The following is a 19,088-nucleotide window of genomic DNA, read 5'->3' as shown; positions in this document are numbered from 1 at the left end:
AACGTAGTCAGGAGCACTAGATGACGCCAGAATCCCCCACTCTCTCGAGGCGCGGGCTGTTTCGGCTCGCGGCCGGCGCCGGGGGCCTCGCCCTGCTCGCCGGACTCACCGGCTGCGCGCCACGTTCGACGGCGCCCATCGCCTCAGGCGCAGTCGACCTCTCGTTCTGGACGCACGACGATGCCTATGTGAAGTTCTTCACCGAGGCCGTCCCACTCGCCGAGAAGGCGAGTCCGTTCGCCTACGACATCCACGTCACGAAGGCCGGCGCGGCCGACATCGTGACCAAGCTCATCGCGCAGGCCGTCGCCGGAACGGGCACGCCCGACGTCGTCGGCCTCGAGATCGGCGCGTTCTCGCGCACGCTCCGCGGCAACATCGCGCCCGAGCTTCTCGTCGACCTGAGCGACGCCGTCGCCCCCTTCGGCGATGACCTGATCGCGGCGCGGCGCGCGCCCTTCAGCAAGGACGGCAAGCTCTACGCACTCGACTCCGACACCCCGATGACGGTGTACTACCACCGGGCGGACGAGTTCGAGCGTCTCGGGCTGCCGGGCACGTTCGAGACCTGGGATGACTTCCTCGCGGCCGGCGAGAAACTCGCCGCCGCCGAGGGAGTCTCGCTCGGCGCCATCGCGACGAGCGATCCCGGCGGAACCGTGCAGACGTTCCACGTGCACCTGCTTCAGCGGGGCGCCGACCTGTTCGACGAGTCGGGCCGAGCGACGATCGATACCCCCGAGGCCGTCGAAACGCTCACGATGCTCTCCGCAGGCGTGCAGTCCGGTGCGATCGCGACGGTGTCCGACATGTACGGTCCCGGCATGCAGAGCGGTCTGAAGTCCGGCAAGATCCTCGGAGTCAACATGCCGTCGTGGTACTCCACATACGGGATCCAGCCGAGCGCGCCCGAGCAGGCCGGCGCGTGGCGCATCGCGCCGTTGCCCCGTTTCGCCTCCGGCGGCGGGCGCACCGGCGCGGGCGGCGGCACGGGTTTCGCCGCCCTGCGCAACAAGCCCGCAACGGAGGCCGGGGTGCAGCTGATCACCTCGACGTACCTCGACAAGGAGCAGCAGGTCTCCCGTTACAAGGCGATGGGCTACCTGCCGACGCTGCGTTCCGTGTACGAGTCGCAGGAGCTGATCGCCCTCGAGGACGAGTTCTTCGGCGGCCAGCGGCTCTTCGAGGTGTACCGCGACATCATCGACGAGGCCCCGGCCGTCCACCAGAGCGAGAACAAGCCGATCATGGACACCGTTCTCTCCGGTCACCTGCTCCGCGCCTACCGCGGCCAGGTCTCCCCCGCGGAGGCGCTCGCCGACGCGGCTCACGACTTCCGAGGGCAGGCACGAGGATGATGTCGACGCACACCGAACTCACCGTCCTCCCGAAGAACCTGCGCCGCAGGCACGGCGGGCGCAATCTGCGCGGCGGCGCCGCCCCGTACCTCTTCATCGCTCCGTTCTATCTGCTCTACGCGCTCTTCATGATCGTGCCGGTGTTCGCGGCGATCGTGCTGTCGACGACCGAATGGGTCGGCATCGGCGCACCGACGTTCATCGGCTTCGACAACTATCTCGATCTCGCACGTGACACCAGCTTCGGCGGCGCACTCGTCAACTCGGGCATCTACACGCTGATCGCCGTGATCATCGTCGTGCCCGTCTCGCTGCTCGTCGCGCAGGGGTTGAACGCGCAGGGTCTGAAGTTCCGCGACGCCTTCCGCGTCGCCTACTTCGTGCCCATGGTCATCTCGCCCATCGTGATCGCGCTGATCTTCAGCCTCATTCTCGACCGCGACTACGGCCTGCTGAACGCGTCCTTGCACGCGCTCTTCGGCCTGCCCAATGTCGACTGGCTCGGCGACCCCATGATCGCGAAGTTCGCCATCGGCTTCGTGCTGCTGTGGCGCACGGTCGGCTACCTGACGATCTTCTTCCTCGCGGCACTCCAGAACGTGCCGAAGGAGCTCTACGAGGCCGCAGCGCTCGACGGTGCCGGCCGCTGGCGCACCTTCACGACCGTGACCCTGCCGTCCATCCGCCCCGTCGCCGCTTTCGTGGTCGTGACGAGCTTCATCAGCGCCGCCCAGCTGTTCGACGAGCCCTACCTGCTCACCAAGGGCGGTCCCGGCGAATCGACGCTCAGCGTCGCCATGTTCATCTTCCGCGCCGCGTTCGAGCGCCAGCAGTTCGGATATGCGGCGGCCGCCGGTGTCGTTCTGTTCGCCGTCGTCTTCATCGTGAGCCAGGCGCTCAACCGCATTCTCGGCATCGGGAGGGACCAGTGACCATCACGACCCCCGCCGCGCGCGTGCGCCGCGGCCTGCTCTACGCGACGCTCATCGCGCTCGTCGTCGTCTTCATCGCCCCGCTCGTCTGGGCGATCAGCGGATCCTTCAAGGGCCGCGGCGACATCTTCGAGACCCCGCCCCGGCTGATCCCGGATCCCATCACCGGTGAGAACTACGCGAACCTGCTCGGCACGCAGCCGTTCTTCGCGTGGTTCGGCATGAGCGTCGGCACCGCGCTGATCGCGACGGTGGTCTCGGTGTTCGTCTGCGCGCTCGCGGGGTACGGCTTCGCGAAGTTCCGCTTCCGCGGGCGCCGGGTGCTGTTCACGATCATGTTCAGCTCGTTGTCGATCCCCTTCGCCGTCATCCTCGTGCCACTGTTCATCCTCGTCGTGAAGTCGGGCCTGTCGACGCCGTGGTTCTCGCTGATCGTCCCGTGGGTCGCTCCGGCCTTCGGAATCTTCATGATGCAGCAGTTCATCGTGCAGTCGATCCCCGACGACATCATCGAGGCCGCGCGAATCGACGGTACGACCGAGTTCGGCACGTTCTGGCGCATCGTGTTGCCGCTCCTCCGCCCTTCGCTCGGTGCGCTGGCGGTCTGGAGCTTTCTGCAGACCTACAACAGCTTCCTCTGGCCGTTGGTGCTCATCTCGGATCAGAATCAATACACGCTCCCCCTCGGACTGAACATCCTGTTCGCCTCCGAGAACCGCTCGTACGACCTCGTGCTCGCGGGAGCCGTGCTCGCCTCCATCCCGACCATCCTCGTGTTCATCCTGCTGCGCAAGCAGCTGCTCGAGGGACTCACCGCGGGGGCGGTCAAGGGATGACCGCCCCGTTCCACACCGAAAGGACCCCCGTGTCGCACCTCAACGAAGCCGTGCTGTTCGGCGCCGCCTACTACCACGAGTACCAGCCCTCGCCCCGCCTCGACGAAGACATGCGCCTCATGAAGGAGGCGGGCTTCACCGTCATCCGCGTTGGCGAGTCGGTCTGGTCCACATGGGAACCCGACGACGGCGAGTTCGATCTCGAGTGGCTCGCCCCCGTGCTCGATGCCGCCCACGAGCACGGCATCAAGGTCATCCTCGGCACACCCACCTACGCCGCTCCGCCGTGGCTTGTCCGGCAGCTGCCGGAGATCAACGTCGAGCTGCGCACCGGCCAGAAGATGGGCTGGGGCGCGCGTCAGGAGATCAACTACGCGCACCCCGCCTTCCTGTTCTATGCCGAGCGCATCATCCGCAGGATCATCGCACGCTACGCGGAGCACCCGGCGGTCGTCGGCTACCAGGTCGACAACGAGCCCGGCATGGTGCCGTTCGCCAACGACCAGGTCTTCCAGCGCTTCGTCAATCACCTGCGCCACGAGTACGGATCCGTCGAGAGGCTCAACAAGGAGTGGGGCCTGACCTACTGGTCGCACCTGCTGAGCGACTGGGCCGACCTGTGGCGGCCCGACGGCAACGCGCAACCGCAGTACTCCCTCGCGTGGCGCAAGTTCCAGGCGGAGATCACGTCGACCTTCATCTCTTGGCAGGCCGATATCGCCCGCGAGTACAAGCGCGACGACCAGTTCGTCACCACCTGCATCGCCTACGACCGCGTCACGGCAGACGACGAGGATCTCGCCCGGGCACTCGACGTCACGTCGGGCAATGCCTACTTCCGCATGCAGGAAGAGCTCGAGCTGCCGCGCACGATCGATACGGCGCAGAACTGGACGCTTGCCGGCACCTGGGCGCTCTTCGGCCTCGCCGATCGGATGTACGGCACCAAGCAGGCTCCGTTCCTCGTCACGGAGACCAACGCGCAGGCGATCGGCCAGCAGTGGGTCAACAAGCCCGGCTTCGACGGGCAGTGGCGCCAGGCCGCCTGGGCGCTCGTCTCGCGCGGCGCCAACATGATCGAGTACTGGCACTGGCACACGCTGCACGCGGGTGCGGAGACCTACTGGGGCGGCGTCCTGCCGCACAGCCAGAAGCCGGGCCGCGTCTACGAGCAGCTCGCGCAGATCGGATCCGACTTCCGCGCCGCGGGAGACCGGGTCACCCAGCTGACGCCGGCCGTCGACGTGGGTGTGCTCTTCGACAACCCCAGCAAGTGGGCCCAGTCGGAGCATCCCTTCCTCGGCGAGGGCATGGACAAGGACGTGCGGACGCACCACACGGTGCGCGACGCGTTCGTGCGCGGGACCTTCGAGGCCGGTCTCCAGGGCGGAACGGTGCACGCGGCGCAGCTGCGTGAGATGAGCCCCGCCGACGCGGTGACGCGTTTCCCCGTGCTCGTCGCGGCCGCGTTCACGGTCGCCTCCGACGATGACCTCGTATGGCTGAGAGATTATGCCGCCGCCGGCGGTCATCTGATCGTCGGCATCCGCACCGGCTACGAGGACGAGGAGGCCCGTGCGCGACTCGAGACCAAGCCCGCGTTCCTCGACGAGGCAGCGGGCGCATGGTATGACGAGTTCAGCAACCTCTCGGCGCCGCTGTCCGTGACGAGCGCGGCGCTCGACGTCCCTTCGGGCGCGGCGGGCACGCTCTGGGCCGACGGCCTGCAGGTGACCGACGCCGAGGTGCTCGTCGGCTACGACCACCCGCACTTCGGCCGTTGGCCGGCCGCGACGACCAAGGCCCACGGCTCCGGGCGCGTGACAATCGTCGGCACGGTGCCGAACCCCGAACTCGCACGTGCGCTCATGGACTGGGCGGTGTCGGCATCTCAGGGAGTGCCCGGTTGGCGTCCGCAGGCCGAGACGCAGTCGGTCTCTAACTCGACCAATCAGCGAGGCGAGACGATCCATGTCCTGCACAACTGGTCGTGGGACGTGAGCAGCTATCAGCTGCCCGACACGGCGACCGACGTCCTGACGGGCGAAACGCTCGCCGCGGGATCCTCGATCGAGCTCGGCTCCTGGGACGTGCGCGTGCTCGCGTCGTAGGCGGGCGCGCGGCCCCGGCGACGTAATTCCTCACTATCCCGCGGCCTCTGCAATTCTCCGTCGCGTCATCTGCGATTCGCAGATGACTGCGCGGAGAATTGCAGAGTTGCGGACGCGCGAAGACGGCGCGGCACCCGGGACATCCGGGGCCGCGCCGTCTCGCCGTGCGCTGCTACAGGTTCAGCGCCGCCGGCCCCTCGGCCACGAGGATCGCGAATTGGGCCGCGTCGAGCACCGGGATGCCGAGTTCCTCGGCCTTCGCGAGCTTGGATCCGGCGCCCGGGCCAGCCGCGACGAAGTCGGTCTTCTTCGAGACGCTTCCCGCGGCCTTGCCGCCGGCCTGGATGATCGCGTCCTTCGCGCCATCGCGCGTGAACCCGTCGAGCGTGCCCGTCGCGACGATCGTCAGTCCATCGAGCACGCCGCCCTCGGCGACGGCCGCGCCTGGGCCGGGGTGGCCCGGCGTCGCGAAGGCGACGCCGGCCGCTGTCCACTGCGAGACGATCTCGCGGTGCCAGTCGGCCTCGAACCAGTCAAGGAGCGACTGCGCGATGATGCCGCCGACGCCCTCGACCGCGGCGAGCTCCTCGACGCTCGCCGCGCGGATCGCCTCGAGCGAGCCGAAGTGCTGCGCGACGGCGCGCGCCGCGACCGGCCCCACGTGGCGGATGTTGAGCGACACGATCTGCCGCCACAGCTCCTTGGTCTTCGCCTTCTCGAGCTCGTCGAGCAGCTTCATGGCCTGGGCCGAGGGGTGCACGATCTCGAAGTCCTTGCGGATGCCCGCCTTGCGGCGCTCGGCCGGCGTCGCGTTCTCCCAACCCGGAGGGTAGACGCGCTCGATGCGCTGGAACGGCGCGCGCCGCACGACCTCGCCCGTCTTGTCGTCGATGCGATCCTCGCCCGTCTCGGGGTCGGTCACGACGACCTCGACCGGCACGATGTCGTCGAGCGTCAGCGAGAACAGGCCCGCCTCCGTCGACAGCACGGGCTCGCGCGCCTCTCCCGTCTGGGCATCGCGGGCCGCCTGCGTGAGCGCCGCCGCCGTGACCTCGCCGAGCGCCTCGACGTCGAGCGCTCCGCGCGAGCCGATGTGCTCGACGCGGCCGCGCACCTGCGCCGGGCACGACTGGCCGTTGGGGCAGCGGAGGTCGATGTCGCCCTCCTTCATCGCCCGCAGCGGCGTGCCGCACTCGGGGCAGTTCGCCGGCATGACGAAGGCGCGCTCGGATCCGTCGCGCTTCTCGACGACGGGGCCCAGCACCTCGGGGATCACGTCGCCAGCCTTGCGCAGCACGACCGTGTCTCCGATGAGGACGCCCTTGTGCACCACGACCTCCTGGTTGTGGAGGGTCGCCTGGCGCACGACGCTGCCGGCCACGAGCTTGGGTTCCATCACCGCGTAGGGCGTCGCGCGCCCCGTGCGGCCGACGCCGACCCGGATGTCGAGCAGCACCGTCTGGACCTCCTCGGGCGGGTACTTGTACGCGATCGCCCAGCGCGGCGCACGGCTCGTCGCGCCGAGCTCGTCGTGCAGCGCCAGCTCGTCGATCTTCACGACGATGCCGTCGAGCTCATGCTCGACCGAGTGCCGGTTCTCACCGAAGTGGGCCACGAAGTCGAGAACCTCGTCGATCGTCGTGCACACCCGGTAGTGAGGGCTCGTCGGCAGACCCCAGCTCGCGAGCAGCTCGTAGACCTCGCTCTGCGCCGCGACCGGAGGGTTCGGCCAGGCCCCGATGCCGTGCACGTAGAGGCGCAGCGACCGCAGCCGATCCTCGCCGGCCTCGAGCTCGAGCCCGTCCTTCTTCTCGATCTGCTGCCGCAGGCCACCGCTCGCGGCGTTGCGCGGGTTCGCGAACGCGGGGAAGCGGCGCTCGGCGGCCGTCTTCGCGCGGTCCTCGTCAAAGTCCTTCTTGAGCGCGCTGCGGGTGTTCTCCCACTTCGCGCGGCTCTCCGCGAACGCGCGCTCGCGGCGCGAAGCCTGCCCGGCGTTCAGCGCGTGGAACTCCTCGACCGGGATGAACACCTCGCCGCGCACCTCAACGATCTCGGGGTGCCCATCGCCCGCAAGCCGCGCGGGGATCCCCGCGACGCGCAGCGCGTTGTCCGTCACGATCTCGCCCACGCGGCCGTCGCCGCGGGTCGCGGCCGACGTCAACACGCCGTTCTCGTAGCGCAGGTTGATCGCGAGGCCGTCGATCTTGAGCTCAGTGAGCCAGCGCACCTCGCGCGCCGACGAATCGGCCGCCTTCACGCACCAGTCGCGTAGCTCTTCGGGCGAGAACACGTTGTCGAGGCTCAGCATGCGCTCCGCGTGCTCGATCGTGTCGAGGCCCGTGGCCTCGGCCGCGCCGACGGTCTGCGTCGGCGAGTCTTGCGCGCGCAGCACGGGGTGCGCCTCCTCGAGCTCCTCGAGGCGGTGCAGCCACCCGTCATACGTCTGGTCGTCGACCTCGGAAGTGTCGGATCCGTAGTACGCGTCGCGCGCGGTTTCGATGCGGGCGACGAGGTCGTCGGCCTCCGCGCGAGCGTCGTCGAGGCTGAGGTCTGATGCGGCGATTGTCACGCTTCGAGTGTAGATGGAGGCCCCGACAAACGAAGGCGGAGGGCCCGATAAGGCGGCGTCAGGCCGCGACCGGAACCGCCGACACCGTCGTGTCGATCGTGCACTGGCCGACCACTCGCGTGCCGACGTAGACGACGGCGGTCTGGCCCGTCGCGACGCCGTCGAGTGGCGTGTCGGGGGTGATCACCAGCGATCCGTCTTCGAGCGACGCGACCGCCGGCACGGGATCCGCGTGCGCACGGATCTGCACCTCGCAGGCGAATCGCGTGTCGCGCGGGGCGGCTCCGGCCCAGCTGTAGCGGGTTCCCGAGATCCGCGAGACGGCGAGAGCCTCCTTGGGGCCGACGACGACCTGGTTCTGCACGGGGCGGATCTCGAGCACGAAGCGCGGCTTGCCGTCGGGCGCCGGGTGGCCAATGTTGAGGCCCTTGCGCTGGCCGACCGTAAAGGCGTGGGCGCCCTCGTGCGTCCCGATAACGTCGCCCGAGCGGTCGAGAATCTCGCCCTTTTCCATGCCCATCTTCTCGGCGAGGTAGCCGCGCGTGTCGCCGTCAGGGATGAAGCAGATGTCGTAGCTATCGGGCTTCTTCGCAACCGAGAAGCCGCGGGCCTCAGCCTCGGCGCGCACGATCTGCTTCGACGGCGTCGTGCCGAGCGGGAAGTAACAGTGCTCCAGCTGCTCGGCGTTCAGCACGCCCAGCACGTACGACTGGTCCTTCGCCTCCTCGCTCGAGCGGTGCAGCTCGAGGCCGTGCTCGCCGTCGACGAGGGTGGCGTAGTGGCCCGTGCAGATCGCGTCGAAGCCGAGCTCGATCGCGCGCTCGAGGAGGGCAGCGAACTTGATCTTCTCGTTGCAGCGCATGCAAGGGTTCGGCGTGCGGCCAGCCTGGTACTCCGAGATGAAGTCGTCGATCACGTCGTCGCGGAAGCGCTCCGAGAAGTCCCAGACGTAGAACGGGATCCCGAGCTTGTCGGCCACGCGGCGCGCGTCCATCGCGTCTTCCACGGTGCAGCAGCCGCGGCTTCCCGTGCGCAGGGTTCCGCCCGCGCGCGACAGCGCCAGGTGCACACCGACGACCTCATGACCGGCCTCGACGGCCCTCGCCGCCGCGACCGCAGAGTCGACGCCACCACTCATCGCCGCCAAAACACGCATGACTTCAGGGTACGCCGCGGTGCTGAACACCGGCTCAGGTCGCCCAATCTGCGCCTCCCGGAGCCCCGGACGAGCATATTGGGCGACCGGAAGGGTGGGGTTAGTGGGTTGTGAGGCGGGAGTAGGCCTCTACCAGGGCCGTCGTGAAATCTTCCATCTCGGCGGGCGTCGTCGTCGCGCCCATCGAGATGCGCAGCACCTGGCGCGCCTCGTCGGCGGTGTAGCCGAGCGCCATCACGACGTGCGAGGGCTCGGCGACGCCGGCCTGGCACGCCGACCCCGTCGACACCGAGAAGCCGCGCTGATCGAGGAGGAACATGAGCGACTCCCCCACCGCGCCCGGGAGGTGCAGGTGGATGGTGCCGGGCAGGTGCCGCGCCGGATCCCCCAGCACGACGATCCCCGGAGCGCGCTCGGCGAGCTCGGCGACGGTCCGCGCCCGGATTTCCTCGAGCCGCGCGTTCTCGGCGTCGCGCTCGGCGTCGGCGAGCTCGAGCGCGGTCGCGAGCGCGACGGCGCCCGCGATGTCCTGCGTCCCCGCGCGCAGCCCGCGCTGTTGCCCGCCGCCGTGCAGCAGCGGATCCGGTGCCGCGTGGCGCGACACGACGAGCGCCCCCGTGCCGACGGGCGCGCCGAGCTTGTGCCCCGACACGCTGAGCGCGACGAGCCCCGCACCCGCGGGGGCGGATCCGCGCCAGCCCGCGAAGTCGATCGGCACGTGGCCTGCCGCGGCGACGGCGTCGAGGTGCAGCGCGACGCCCGCCTCGGCGGCGGCCCGCGCGAGCCCGGCCGCGTCGTTGATCGTGCCCGTCTCGTTCGCCGCCACGAGGGCGGTCGCGAGCGCGGCGGATCCGTCGAGCGCGTCGCGGAAGTCCGAGACCGGGATCCGGCCGGTCTCTTCGAGCGCCACCGCGCGGACGCGCGCACCCTCGCGGGACGCGAGCCAGCCGACCGCGTCGAGGGTCGCGTGGTGCTCGCCGTCCGGGAGCACGATCGCGTCGCGGCGCTCGGCGCGCGCCGACCACAGGCCCTTGAGCGCGAGGTTCACCGACTCGGTGCCGCCGGAGGTGAAGACCACCTCGATCGGCTGGGACCCGAGGCTCGCGGCGACGCGCTCGCGCGCCTCCTCGAGCACGCGGCGGGCGCTCTGGCCCGCGCCGTGCACCGAGGAAGCATTGCCGACGAGCTGGGCCCCGAGCCACGCATCGCGCACCTCGTCGCGCAGGGGCGTCGTCGCGGCGTGGTCGAGGTAGATCATGCTCAGAAGAGCAGGTTGGTGAGGCGGGTGCGCGCCGCGATGACGCGCGGGTCCGTCTGGCCGATGAGGCCGAACAGCTCGATCAGGCGATCCTTCACGGCCGCGTCGCGGCCCGTGTCGAGGAACAGGTCGAGCAGACGGTCGAAGGCGTCGTCGACGTGCCCGCCCGCGATGTCGAGGTCGGCGACGAGGAACTGCTCGTCGAGGCCCTTTGGGTTCGCGGCGGCCGCCTGGCGCGCCTGCTGCAGGTCGACGCCCGAGATGCGCTCGAGCAGCTTGACCTGCGCGAGGCCCGCCGCGGCCTGCTCGTCGCGGGGGTTCTCGGCCAGCGCCTTCTCGTACGCGACGATCGCCGCGGCGTTGTCGCCGCGCTCGATCGCGTCGAACGCCTCCTGGTGCAGCGGCGGGAGCTGCGGCTCCTCGCCCGCCTCGGCCGCGCCGTCGAGCGAGCCCGTCACGCCCTGCTGAGCCGCGAGCTCGAGCAACTGCGCGAACACGCCGCGAGCCTGCTCCTCATCGACGACCGAGTTGAACATCGGCACCGGGCGGCCGCCGATAAGGGCCACGACCGACGGCATCGACTGCACTTGGAACGCCTGCACGATCTGCGGGCTCTGATCGACGTCGACCTTCGCGAGGAGCACGCGGCCGGCGAGCTCGCGCACGACCTTTTCGATCACGGGGCTCAGCTGCGCGCTCTGTTCGAACCGCGCCGAGAACAGGTCGACGACGACCGGGATCTGGCGCGAGAGCTCCATCACCTGGCCGAAGCTGGCGTCGTTCGCCTCCATCACGACGTCCGGCGCGGATCCGCTGGGCGCCGCCCCGCCCGGCGCGGGCTGCGCCGGGTGGTTGCGCAGGGAGGACAGGTCGACGGCGCCGCGCAGGGCGGAGCCGAGAGAGGCATCAGACATCGATCACCTTTCGCTGAAGGGGGAGGTTATTGTTCGTCGTCGGTCTGCTCGTCGAGCAGGGTCGCGTCGGCCAGCGCGTACGAGAATCCGAGGATCCGGACCTTCTCCTCCGACGCCTTCGCGGGCACGTAGAAGAACAGCTGGCTGCGGTAGTAGGTGGTGAGGCCCGTCTTGGTCTCTTCCTCACCGACGAAGTGCTGGATCTCGGGGGCGTCCGGGATCTTGATGATGCCGTCGTCGACCGTCGGCTTCAGCGTCTCGGAGTCGAGGAACGGCACCGCGACGATCGCGCCGCTGTCGAAGGTCGCGAGCGCGACGGGGTCGCCGTCGCCGGCCTGCTGGTCGAACGTCATCGACGCCGTGCGCTCGTCGTCGGACGTCGCCGACTTGTTGAACGTGTCGAGCGTCGCCTTGCGCTTGTCGTGGAGGGCCGTCGCGAACGCGTCGTTGTCGATGTCGAAGAGGTCGGCGTACTCGCTGTCCTCGCCGTTCTTGATGATGTCGGCGTAGGTCGCCGAGAGATCGGACGGCGTCACCTCGAGGAACGATGACTCCGGCGGCACCACGACGGCGCCCATCCACGCCGGCGCCAGCTCGGGCAGCTCGGTGCCGGCGACGATCGAGCCCATGTACGAGATCTTGTACGTCTCCCACGGGCTCTGTTGCGAGGCGAAGATGATCGTCGGGTTCTTCTCGTCGGCGTCGCCGACGACCATGAGCGCCGTGCGCGGCCAGCCGTCGTTCGCCTGCGGCAGGAGCACGCTGACGGGGCCCTCGGGCAGCGAGACGGGGAGCTTCCAGTCGTCGACGTCGGCGCGGATCTCGTACGCCGTCTTGCGCATGTCGTACGCCGCGCCCGTGAGGCGCTTGGCGCCGAGCTCGATGTCGGTCTCGCGGTCGGCATCGGCGAGCACCTGCGCCATCGAGGCAACGATGCGCTGCGCCTGCGCGTCAGTCACGGCGGGCATCTCGGCCTCGGGCGACGCCGTCAGCGTCGGCGACGGGGTCGGCGTCGGGTCGTTCGAAAGGTCTGGCCACGCCGAGGGCGTGCAGCCCGCGAGCAGGGCGCCCGCGACCGTGACGGTCGGGATCGCCCAGAAGGCGCGACGAGCGGATCCGCGGCGGCCGCGGCCGCCCGAGTTCGCGGATCCCTTGCGGCGCGGGCCGCGACGGCGGCGCAGGTGAATGAACCCGAGGATCCAGAAGATCAGGCCGATGAGCAGGAAGAGGCAGCCGGCGGCGATGAGCGGGCCGGCCCACGGCGTCGTGATCGCGCCCGTCTGCCAGGTGACGCTCACGTCGGTCGGGGCGGGCTGGGTGCCGTCGGTCGCGACGAGCAGGCTCATGCCGTCGGGCAGCGCGAAGTCGCGCTCGAGCGAGTCTTCTGCCGTGAGCTGCTCGATCCAGAGGTCGGAGTCGCGCGGGTTCCACCACACGCGCTCGCCCGAATCGGCGTACTCGTTCGTCGCGTCGACGACCTCGACCGAGACCTGGGGCTCGCCGTTCTCGGCCTGCCCCTCGGCGAGGGTCGCGTGGTTGTAGCTCGTGTCGCTCAGCCAGGCCTCGATGTCGGACGTGCGGCCGTACGACACGAAGATCTCGTTGTCGGCGTCGGCGATCGTCAGGCCCTGCTGGCCCGGGTAGGCCGACAACACGTCGGCGTCGATGACGGTGTACGGGAGCTCCGCGTCGGCGGCCGCGATGGGGCTCGTTACGGTGTCGGGCTCACTTGCGAGCGCGAGGCGTGCAACGCCCGCGCCAATCAATCCCACCGCAACGAGGAAGGCGACGACCGCCCAGACAAATCTCACGAATCACTTCTCCTCGAATCGGCGCCGAGGCTGCAGCCTCGACAGTCAGACTCCCCAGGGTAACGAGAACTCCTGTGAGCTGAACACAACCGATGCGGCGCGGTCCTCGCGCCGGAGTGTCACCGCCCGGTACTCTCGGAACTGCTCCGGGCACGACCACCGGCTGCAGGAACGTCATGAAGATTCACAATCCCTTCCGTCTCGGTTTCATCGCCACACTCGGTGTGGGGCTCGCCGTCATCCTGTTGCAGAGCATCCAGAGCCTGTCGACGGTGTTGCTCTACGTCGGCACCGCGCTGTTTATTTCGCTCGGCTTGGATCCGCTCGTCAGCTGGCTCTCGAAGCGGTGGATGCCGCGCTGGGTCGCGGTGCTGATCGCGATCGTCGGCGTGCTCGCGGCCTTCGCGGGCATCCTGCTCATCGTCGTGCCGGTGCTCATCGATCAGGTGTCTCAGCTGGTGCGGCGCATCACGCTGCAGCTCAATCGCACCGATTGGCAGACCGAGGTCGAGGCGTGGCTGCGCGAGATGTTCCCGAACCTCGACGTCGCGGTCGTCTTCGACGCGCTGAACGACTGGCTCACCAACAACATCTTCTCGATCAGCGAGAGCGTCCTGAACGCGACCTTCGGCGTCGCGAACGGCCTCTTCGGCGCGTTCATCGTCCTGATCCTCACGATCTATCTGACGGCATCGACGCCGTCGCTCAAGAGCGCGATCTACCAGCTCGTCCCCGCGTCGAAGCGCCCGTTCACGATGGAGATCGGTAACCAGATCACCGACTCGGTCGGCCACTACGTCATGGGCCAGGTCAGCCTCGCCGCGCTCAACGGCCTGCTGAGCGCGCTGTACCTGACGATCATCGACGCACCGTTCGCAATGGTGCTTGCGGTGATCGCCTTCATTGGCTCGATGATCCCGCTCGTCGGCACCGTGACGGGCACGACGATCATCGTGCTCGTCTGTCTGATCCCGAGCGTCGGAGACGTCTCGACCGCGATCGCGGCCGCGATCTACTACCTCATCTATATGCAGATCGAGGCATACGTCCTCGCGCCGCGCATCATGAGCCGCGCGGTCGCGGTTCCCGGTGGCGTCGTCGTCGTGGCCGCGCTCGCGGGTGGCGCGCTGCTCGGCCTGCTCGGCGCGCTCATCGCGATCCCCGTCGCGGCGAGCACCCTGATCATCTACCGCCAGGTACTCATCCCGCGCATGAACGCGAAGTAGGCGTCAGGCGTCAGGCCACTCCTCGGCCAGCGGCAGCGCCGCGGGGTTCACGGCGCCGACGATCTCGTTCAAGACGCGCACCGTCTGCTTCTCGCCGACCCACAGGTGCTTGCCGCCCTCGACGGCGATGAGCTTGGCGTCCGGGACGCACGCGAACCGCTGGCGCGCCTCGTCCGGGCGCAGGTAGTCGTCGAACTCGGGAATGAGGATCACGAGGGGGCGCGGGTCATCGGCCCACGCCGCGACCTCCGCGTCGGTCGCGCGGTGCAGCGGCGGCGAGAGCAGGATCGCGCCCGCGATGTCGTGCTCGCGGCCGTACTTCAGGGTGAGCTCGGTGCCGAACGACCAGCCGACGAGCCAGGGGTTCGGAAGCCCGCGCTCGGCAACGAAGCGCATCGCGGCCTCGACGTCGGCGCGCTCGTCGATGCCCTCGCCAAAGGATCCCTCGCTCGTCCCGCGCGGCGACGTCACGCCGCGGGTGTTGAAGCGCAGCACGGCGAGATCAGCGAGCGCGGGGAGCCGCGCCGCGGCCTTGCGGATGATGTGCGAGTCCATGAACCCGCCGTGCGTGGGAAGCGGGTGGAGCGTGACGAGCGTCGCCACCGGATCGCGATCGAGCGGGAGCGACAGCTCGCCGACGAGCGTCAGCCCGTCGCTCGTTGTCAGCTCGATGTCCTCGCGACGGGCGGGGAGGATACTGGCACCACGAATTTCCACGGCGCCAGTCTATGGGGCCTGCCGGAGAGATCGCTCAGGCGAGGTTCCAACAGTGCGAGTGCCAGTGGCGGCGCGCCTCGAGATCGGCGCGCGCCCCCATCACGCCGTCGTCGCGCCACGCGACCACGTGGGCGGCGCCGGGCGGGATCGGGCGCGAACAACCAGGGCAAGTGTAGGCCTTATCGCTGCGGCCCGGCCCGACGGGCTGGACGTTCCACGAGTTGCCGCGACGCTCCTCTGTGCGGCGAAAGCCCGAGAGGAGGCGCTCGAAGGAGTCGTCAGTCGAACGAGGTTCGGGACGACGGCGGCGTGAGCGACCCATCGTCAGGTGCCCCTTACCACCAGTGGTTGGAGACCCAGAAGGCGTGGGCGTTGGCCCAGCTTCCGTAGCGCCCCACGGCGTAGCCATTGGCCCACTGCAGGTTCGCGACGGGGTCGTAGCCGCCGCCCGGAACCTTGCTGCAGGGAAGCGCCTGCACGAGGCCGCACGCGCCCGACGACGCGTTGGTCGCGTTCGGGTTCCAGCCGCTCTCGCGGGTGACGATGTAGTCGACGTAGCCCCAGTCGCTCTCGGCGATGCCGGCCGCCGCCATCCACTCGGATGCCGAGCCGCCGCCCGTGTATGCCGCGGGGGGCTGGATCGGCGCGGGCGCCGTCTGCTCGGCCTGGGTGCCGCCCGACGTGTCGCCTTCGGGAACGGACGCGACCTCGGGCTCCGGCGTCGGGGTGGGCGTGGGGACCTCGACCTCGTATGCGACGTTCGTCAGGGCCGAGAGCACGGCGCCGTGCTCGGCGACGGCGAACAGCTGTGCGTCTTCTGCCGCGGCGGAGTACTCGGACTGCTGCTGCTGATGGTCCTGGCTCGCGGTCGCGGTCTGCGACTGCAGGAGCGGCGCGACCATGGCACCGACGATGCCGACGGCTGCGACGCCGCCGAGCACGCCGATCGCGATGCGGCGGGCCGTCCAGGCGCGAACCGTGTCGCGGGTGCGACGACGCTCGGCGCGTACGGCCGATCGTTCGATGCGGCGTCCCTCGCTCATCGCCGCGCGCTGAGTCGCGCGGGCCTGGCGGCGGGTCTGGGTGCGGGGTTCGCTGTTCTGATCAGTCACAGTGAGCACCAGTGTACCCGACTGTTACCTGAATGTGACATTAGATTCTGCACCATGTCATCGGACCGCGAGAATCACGCGCACGGCGGCGTCGAGCACGGCGTCGACCTGTTCCTCGCGGTATCCCCCGCGCTGCGGGTGAAACGCCGCGGTGCGCAGCTGATCCGCCGAGACGGGGTCGCCGTGGGCGAAGAACCGCGAGAGGCGGTCGGCGACGGCGTCGACCTCGGCGACCGAGTAGCCGGACCGGAGCGCGCCCGCGCGATCGAAGCGGTGGCCCTGCGGGCGGCCAAAGCGCGCGAGTAGCTCCTGCGCCTCCGCGCGCGCCTCGTCGACCCACATCTCGGCTCCGCCGGTGCGGATCCGCGCGTCGCGCTCGCGCGCCGCGAAGGCGTCCTCGAGGCGGGCGAGCGCGTGATCCACGCTGCGCATGTCGAAACCGCCCCGCGCGAGCGGGAACGACGCCGAGCGCACGTCGAGGCTCGTGAGCTCGCCCGTGCCGCCCTGATACGACGCACGCGCGCGGTCGAGGAAGGCCTGCACGGCCTCGGGCTCGTAGCCGCGCTTGTTCCAGGGCACGCGCGTAAAGGGCGCGCTGACAGACGTCTGGGTCATCGTGTTACCTCTCACAGGCCGCTGAGCGGCGAGAGCAGCTGGTACAGCGCGAGGGCGACGACGGCCGACGGCAGGATGCTGTCGAGGCGGTCGAGCACTCCCCCGTGCCCGGGCAACCAGGAGCTCATGTCTTTAATGCCGAGGTCGCGCTTGATCATCGATTCGGCGAGGTCGCCGAGCGTCGCCGAGGCGACGAGCGGAACCGCCATGATCATGCCCGCCCACCAGGGCACCTCGAGCAGGAAGTAGCCGGCGAACGCGCCCACGATCACGGCGACCACGAGGGCGCCGGCCGAGCCCTCCCACGTCTTACCCGGGCTGATGCGCGGCGCGAGCTTGTGCTTGCCGAACATGAGGCCGGAGGCGTAGGCGCCCGTATCGGCCACGATCACGAGCAGCAGGAACATCATGACCCACAGCTCGCCCGAGGGCTGCTTCAGCAGCACGAGCGCCGAGCTCGCGAGCAGCGGCACGTAGAGCGTGATGAAACAGCCAACGATGATGTCGGCGAAGATCGACGCGTACACGCGCCCGTCGGGCGACGCCATCTGCGCCACGGTGCGCCACACCACGATCAGCACGAGCGCGACGAAGAGCGCGGCCCAATAGGCCGCCGAGGGCAGCCAGAATGCGGCGGCGAGGAGCATGGTGCTGCCGAGCAGCTGCGGCACCAGGTCGATGCGGCGCCCGCGCGCCTGGAGCGCGCGCGCGAGCTCGAAGACGCCGAGGCCGGCGACTCCCACCGCGAGGATCGCGAAGACCCACTTCAGGAAGAGAAGCGACGCAAGCGCGATCGCGCCGGCGAGCACGCCGACGCCGATGGCGGCGAACAGGTCGCGACCCGTTCGCTTCTTGATCCGCTCGTTCGTCGCGTCGAACTGATCGCGCGCGCGATCGACCCGGTGTTCCAGGTCGTCGCGCGCGTGCGTCAGTCGGTCATGTACCGAGCCCGGGCGCGACGGGTCCGCGGCGGACTGATCGTCTCGCCGCTCGTCGTCAGCACTCGAATGGTTCATGGGTCAGACCTCGAGGAGCTCGGCTTCCTTGGCCGTGAGCGCGACGTCGATGAGGTCGACGTGCTTCTTCGTCAGCGCGTCGAGGTCCTTCTCGCCGCGGGCGACGTCGTCCTCGCCGATCTCGTCCTTCAGCGCGGTGAGGTCGTCCTTCACCTGGCGACGGATGCCGCGCACGCGAACGCGGGCGTCTTCGGCCTTGCCCTTGACGAGCTTGACGTACTCCTTGCGGCGCTCCTCCGTGAGCTCGGGCATCGTGACGCGAACGAGGTTGCCGTCGTTCGTCGGGTTCACGCCGAGGTTCGGGATGTCGCGGATCGCCTGCTCGATCGCCGTCAGCGCCGACTTGTCGTAGGGCGTGATGACGAGCGTGCGCGCCTCGGGGTTAGCGAGAGCCGCGAGCTGCTGCAGGGGCGTCGGGGTGCCGTAGTAGTCGACGAGCACCCGCTGGAACATCTGCGGGTTGGCGCGGCCGGTGCGCACCGTGGCAAAGTCTTCCTTCGCGGCCTCAACGGCGCGCTCCATGCGACTATTTGCTTCAGAAAGAACGTCGGCGATCACGGGGACTCCAATTCGTGAGTGTGTAGTAAGACTATTCTCGCGCGTCAGGCGGTGACGCTCGTGCCAATCGCGTCGCCGCGCAGGGCGCTCGTGATGTTGCTGGCGGGCTCCATGCCGAAGACGCGCATGCGCATGCGGTTGTCCATGCAGAGGCTCAGCGCCGTCGAGTCGACGACCTTGAGGCCCTTCACGAGGGCGTCGTTGTAGGTGAGGTGCTCGAGCTTCGTCGCGGTCGGGTCGACCTTCGGGTCGGCCGTGTAGACGCCGTCGACGCCGTTCTTCGCCACGAGGACCTCGTCGGCGCGGATCTCGAGCGCGCGCTGCGCCGCGACCGTGTCGGTCGAGAAGTAGGGCAGGCCCGCGCCCGCACCGAAGATGACGACGCGGCCCTTCTCCATGTGGCGCTCGGCCTTGCGCGGGATGTAGGGCTCGGCGACCTGACGCATCTCGATGGCCGACTGCACGCGGGTCTCGGTGCCGGCCTGCTCGAGGAAGTCCTGCAGGGCGAGGGCGTTCATGACGGTGCCCAGCATGCCCATGTAGTCGGCGCGCGAGCGCTCCATGCCGCTCTTCGAGAGCTCGGCGCCGCGGAAGAAGTTACCGCCGCCGACCACGATCGCGATCTGCACCTCGCGCGCCGCCTCCGAGATCGCGCGCGCGATCTCGCTGACGACATCCGGTGCCACGCCGAGGGTTCCCCCGCCGAACGCCTCCCCCGAGAGCTTCAGAAGTACACGGCGGGTGCTGGCGTCGCTGGTCACGATGAGGGTTCCTCTCAGAGGCCGAAAAAGAGATCTGAATAACGCTAGCGCAGGTGGCCCGGATCATTCCTGCGCGCGTTCGTCATGGCGCGCCGCGTCGGCGCGCAAAACGGGGCCCGGGGATCCGCCGAAGCGGGT

17 protein-coding genes are annotated in these 19,088 nt (G+C 69.4%); 5 read left to right on the top strand and 12 right to left on the bottom strand.

The window, feature by feature from the left end; all coding sequences use genetic code 11:
* The first annotated feature begins 20 nt into the window (after positions 1-20).
* The 4 genes from DTO57_RS02075 to DTO57_RS02060 are packed head-to-tail and all read left to right on the top strand — an operon-like array spanning position 21 to position 5,237.
* The gene (locus DTO57_RS02075) at positions 21-1,358 is read left to right on the top strand and encodes an ABC transporter substrate-binding protein (protein ID WP_114116558.1); all 1,338 of its coding nucleotides are present in this window, start codon (positions 21-23) and stop codon (positions 1,356-1,358) included.
* Entirely contained in the window at positions 1,355-2,290 is a 936-nt protein-coding gene (locus tag DTO57_RS02070) for a carbohydrate ABC transporter permease (protein WP_222843215.1), read from the top strand. The genes DTO57_RS02075 and DTO57_RS02070 overlap by 4 nt, the downstream gene beginning before the upstream one ends.
* Entirely contained in the window at positions 2,287-3,126 is an 840-nt protein-coding gene (locus DTO57_RS02065; RefSeq protein WP_114116556.1) for a carbohydrate ABC transporter permease, read from the top strand. The genes DTO57_RS02070 and DTO57_RS02065 overlap by 4 nt, the downstream gene beginning before the upstream one ends.
* 29 nt (positions 3,127-3,155) lie before the next feature.
* Positions 3,156-5,237, top strand: coding sequence for a beta-galactosidase (locus DTO57_RS02060; RefSeq protein WP_229730334.1), 2,082 nt, complete (start codon positions 3,156-3,158; stop codon positions 5,235-5,237).
* 172 nt (positions 5,238-5,409) lie between these two features.
* On the opposite strand, the gene ligA is transcribed toward DTO57_RS02060, so the two are convergent.
* The 5 genes from ligA to DTO57_RS02035 all read right to left on the bottom strand — a co-directional run bounded on the left by ligA (position 5,410) and on the right by DTO57_RS02035 (position 12,945).
* Positions 5,410-7,806 (bottom strand): NAD-dependent DNA ligase LigA, encoded by a 2,397-nt coding sequence (gene ligA / locus DTO57_RS02055; RefSeq protein ID WP_114116554.1) that lies wholly within the window; start codon positions 7,804-7,806, stop codon positions 5,410-5,412.
* A 58-nt stretch (positions 7,807-7,864) separates the two neighbouring features.
* Positions 7,865-8,962 (bottom strand): tRNA 2-thiouridine(34) synthase MnmA, encoded by a 1,098-nt coding sequence (gene mnmA / locus DTO57_RS02050; RefSeq protein ID WP_114117250.1) that lies wholly within the window; start codon positions 8,960-8,962, stop codon positions 7,865-7,867.
* Between the two features lie 100 nt (positions 8,963-9,062).
* Positions 9,063-10,220 carry a cysteine desulfurase family protein gene (locus DTO57_RS02045; protein ID WP_114116553.1) on the bottom strand — a complete coding sequence of 386 codons (1,158 nt, stop codon included), beginning with the start codon at positions 10,218-10,220 and terminating at the stop codon, positions 9,063-9,065.
* A 2-nt stretch (positions 10,221-10,222) separates the two neighbouring features.
* On the bottom strand, positions 10,223-11,134 hold the full coding sequence (locus tag DTO57_RS02040) for a tetratricopeptide repeat protein (RefSeq protein ID WP_114116552.1): 912 nt from the start codon (positions 11,132-11,134) through the stop codon (positions 10,223-10,225).
* A gap of 26 nt (positions 11,135-11,160) precedes the next feature.
* Positions 11,161-12,945: a DUF8094 domain-containing protein gene (locus DTO57_RS02035; protein WP_114116551.1), complete on the bottom strand. Its 1,785-nt coding sequence runs from the start codon at positions 12,943-12,945 to the stop codon at positions 11,161-11,163.
* 176 nt (positions 12,946-13,121) lie between these two features.
* On the opposite strand from DTO57_RS02035, the gene DTO57_RS02030 reads away from it, so the two are divergent.
* Positions 13,122-14,171, top strand: coding sequence for an AI-2E family transporter (locus DTO57_RS02030; RefSeq protein WP_114116550.1), 1,050 nt, complete (start codon positions 13,122-13,124; stop codon positions 14,169-14,171).
* Between the two features lie 3 nt (positions 14,172-14,174).
* On the opposite strand, the gene DTO57_RS02025 is transcribed toward DTO57_RS02030, so the two are convergent.
* From DTO57_RS02025 to pyrH, 7 genes are read right to left on the bottom strand one after another with little or no spacing between them, the layout of a single operon-like run.
* Positions 14,175-14,888: an alpha/beta hydrolase gene (locus DTO57_RS02025; protein WP_114116549.1), complete on the bottom strand. Its 714-nt coding sequence runs from the start codon at positions 14,886-14,888 to the stop codon at positions 14,175-14,177.
* Positions 14,889-14,922: 34 nt separating this feature from the next.
* Complete coding sequence (locus tag DTO57_RS02020) at positions 14,923-15,210, bottom strand: hypothetical protein (protein ID WP_114116548.1); 288 nt, start codon at positions 15,208-15,210, stop codon at positions 14,923-14,925.
* A 13-nt stretch (positions 15,211-15,223) separates the two neighbouring features.
* Positions 15,224-16,000 carry an aggregation-promoting factor C-terminal-like domain-containing protein gene (locus DTO57_RS02015; RefSeq protein ID WP_229730335.1) on the bottom strand — a complete coding sequence of 259 codons (777 nt, stop codon included), beginning with the start codon at positions 15,998-16,000 and terminating at the stop codon, positions 15,224-15,226.
* 57 nt (positions 16,001-16,057) lie between these two features.
* The gene (locus DTO57_RS02010) at positions 16,058-16,615 is read right to left on the bottom strand and encodes a DivIVA domain-containing protein (RefSeq protein ID WP_114116547.1); all 558 of its coding nucleotides are present in this window, start codon (positions 16,613-16,615) and stop codon (positions 16,058-16,060) included.
* 11 nt (positions 16,616-16,626) lie between these two features.
* Positions 16,627-17,631 (bottom strand): phosphatidate cytidylyltransferase, encoded by a 1,005-nt coding sequence (locus DTO57_RS02005; protein ID WP_114116546.1) that lies wholly within the window; start codon positions 17,629-17,631, stop codon positions 16,627-16,629.
* Between the two features lie 3 nt (positions 17,632-17,634).
* Positions 17,635-18,189, bottom strand: coding sequence for a ribosome recycling factor (frr, locus tag DTO57_RS02000; protein WP_114116545.1), 555 nt, complete (start codon positions 18,187-18,189; stop codon positions 17,635-17,637).
* A 44-nt stretch (positions 18,190-18,233) separates the two neighbouring features.
* Positions 18,234-18,950 carry a UMP kinase gene (gene pyrH, locus DTO57_RS01995; RefSeq protein ID WP_114116544.1) on the bottom strand — a complete coding sequence of 239 codons (717 nt, stop codon included), beginning with the start codon at positions 18,948-18,950 and terminating at the stop codon, positions 18,234-18,236.
* Positions 18,951-19,088 lie beyond the last annotated feature (138 nt).

The organism is Microbacterium sorbitolivorans (assembly GCF_003327285.1).
GTDB classification, from domain to species: Bacteria; Actinomycetota; Actinomycetes; order Actinomycetales; family Microbacteriaceae; genus Microbacterium; species Microbacterium sorbitolivorans.
This window is presented reverse-complemented; position numbering and strand designations above follow the sequence as displayed.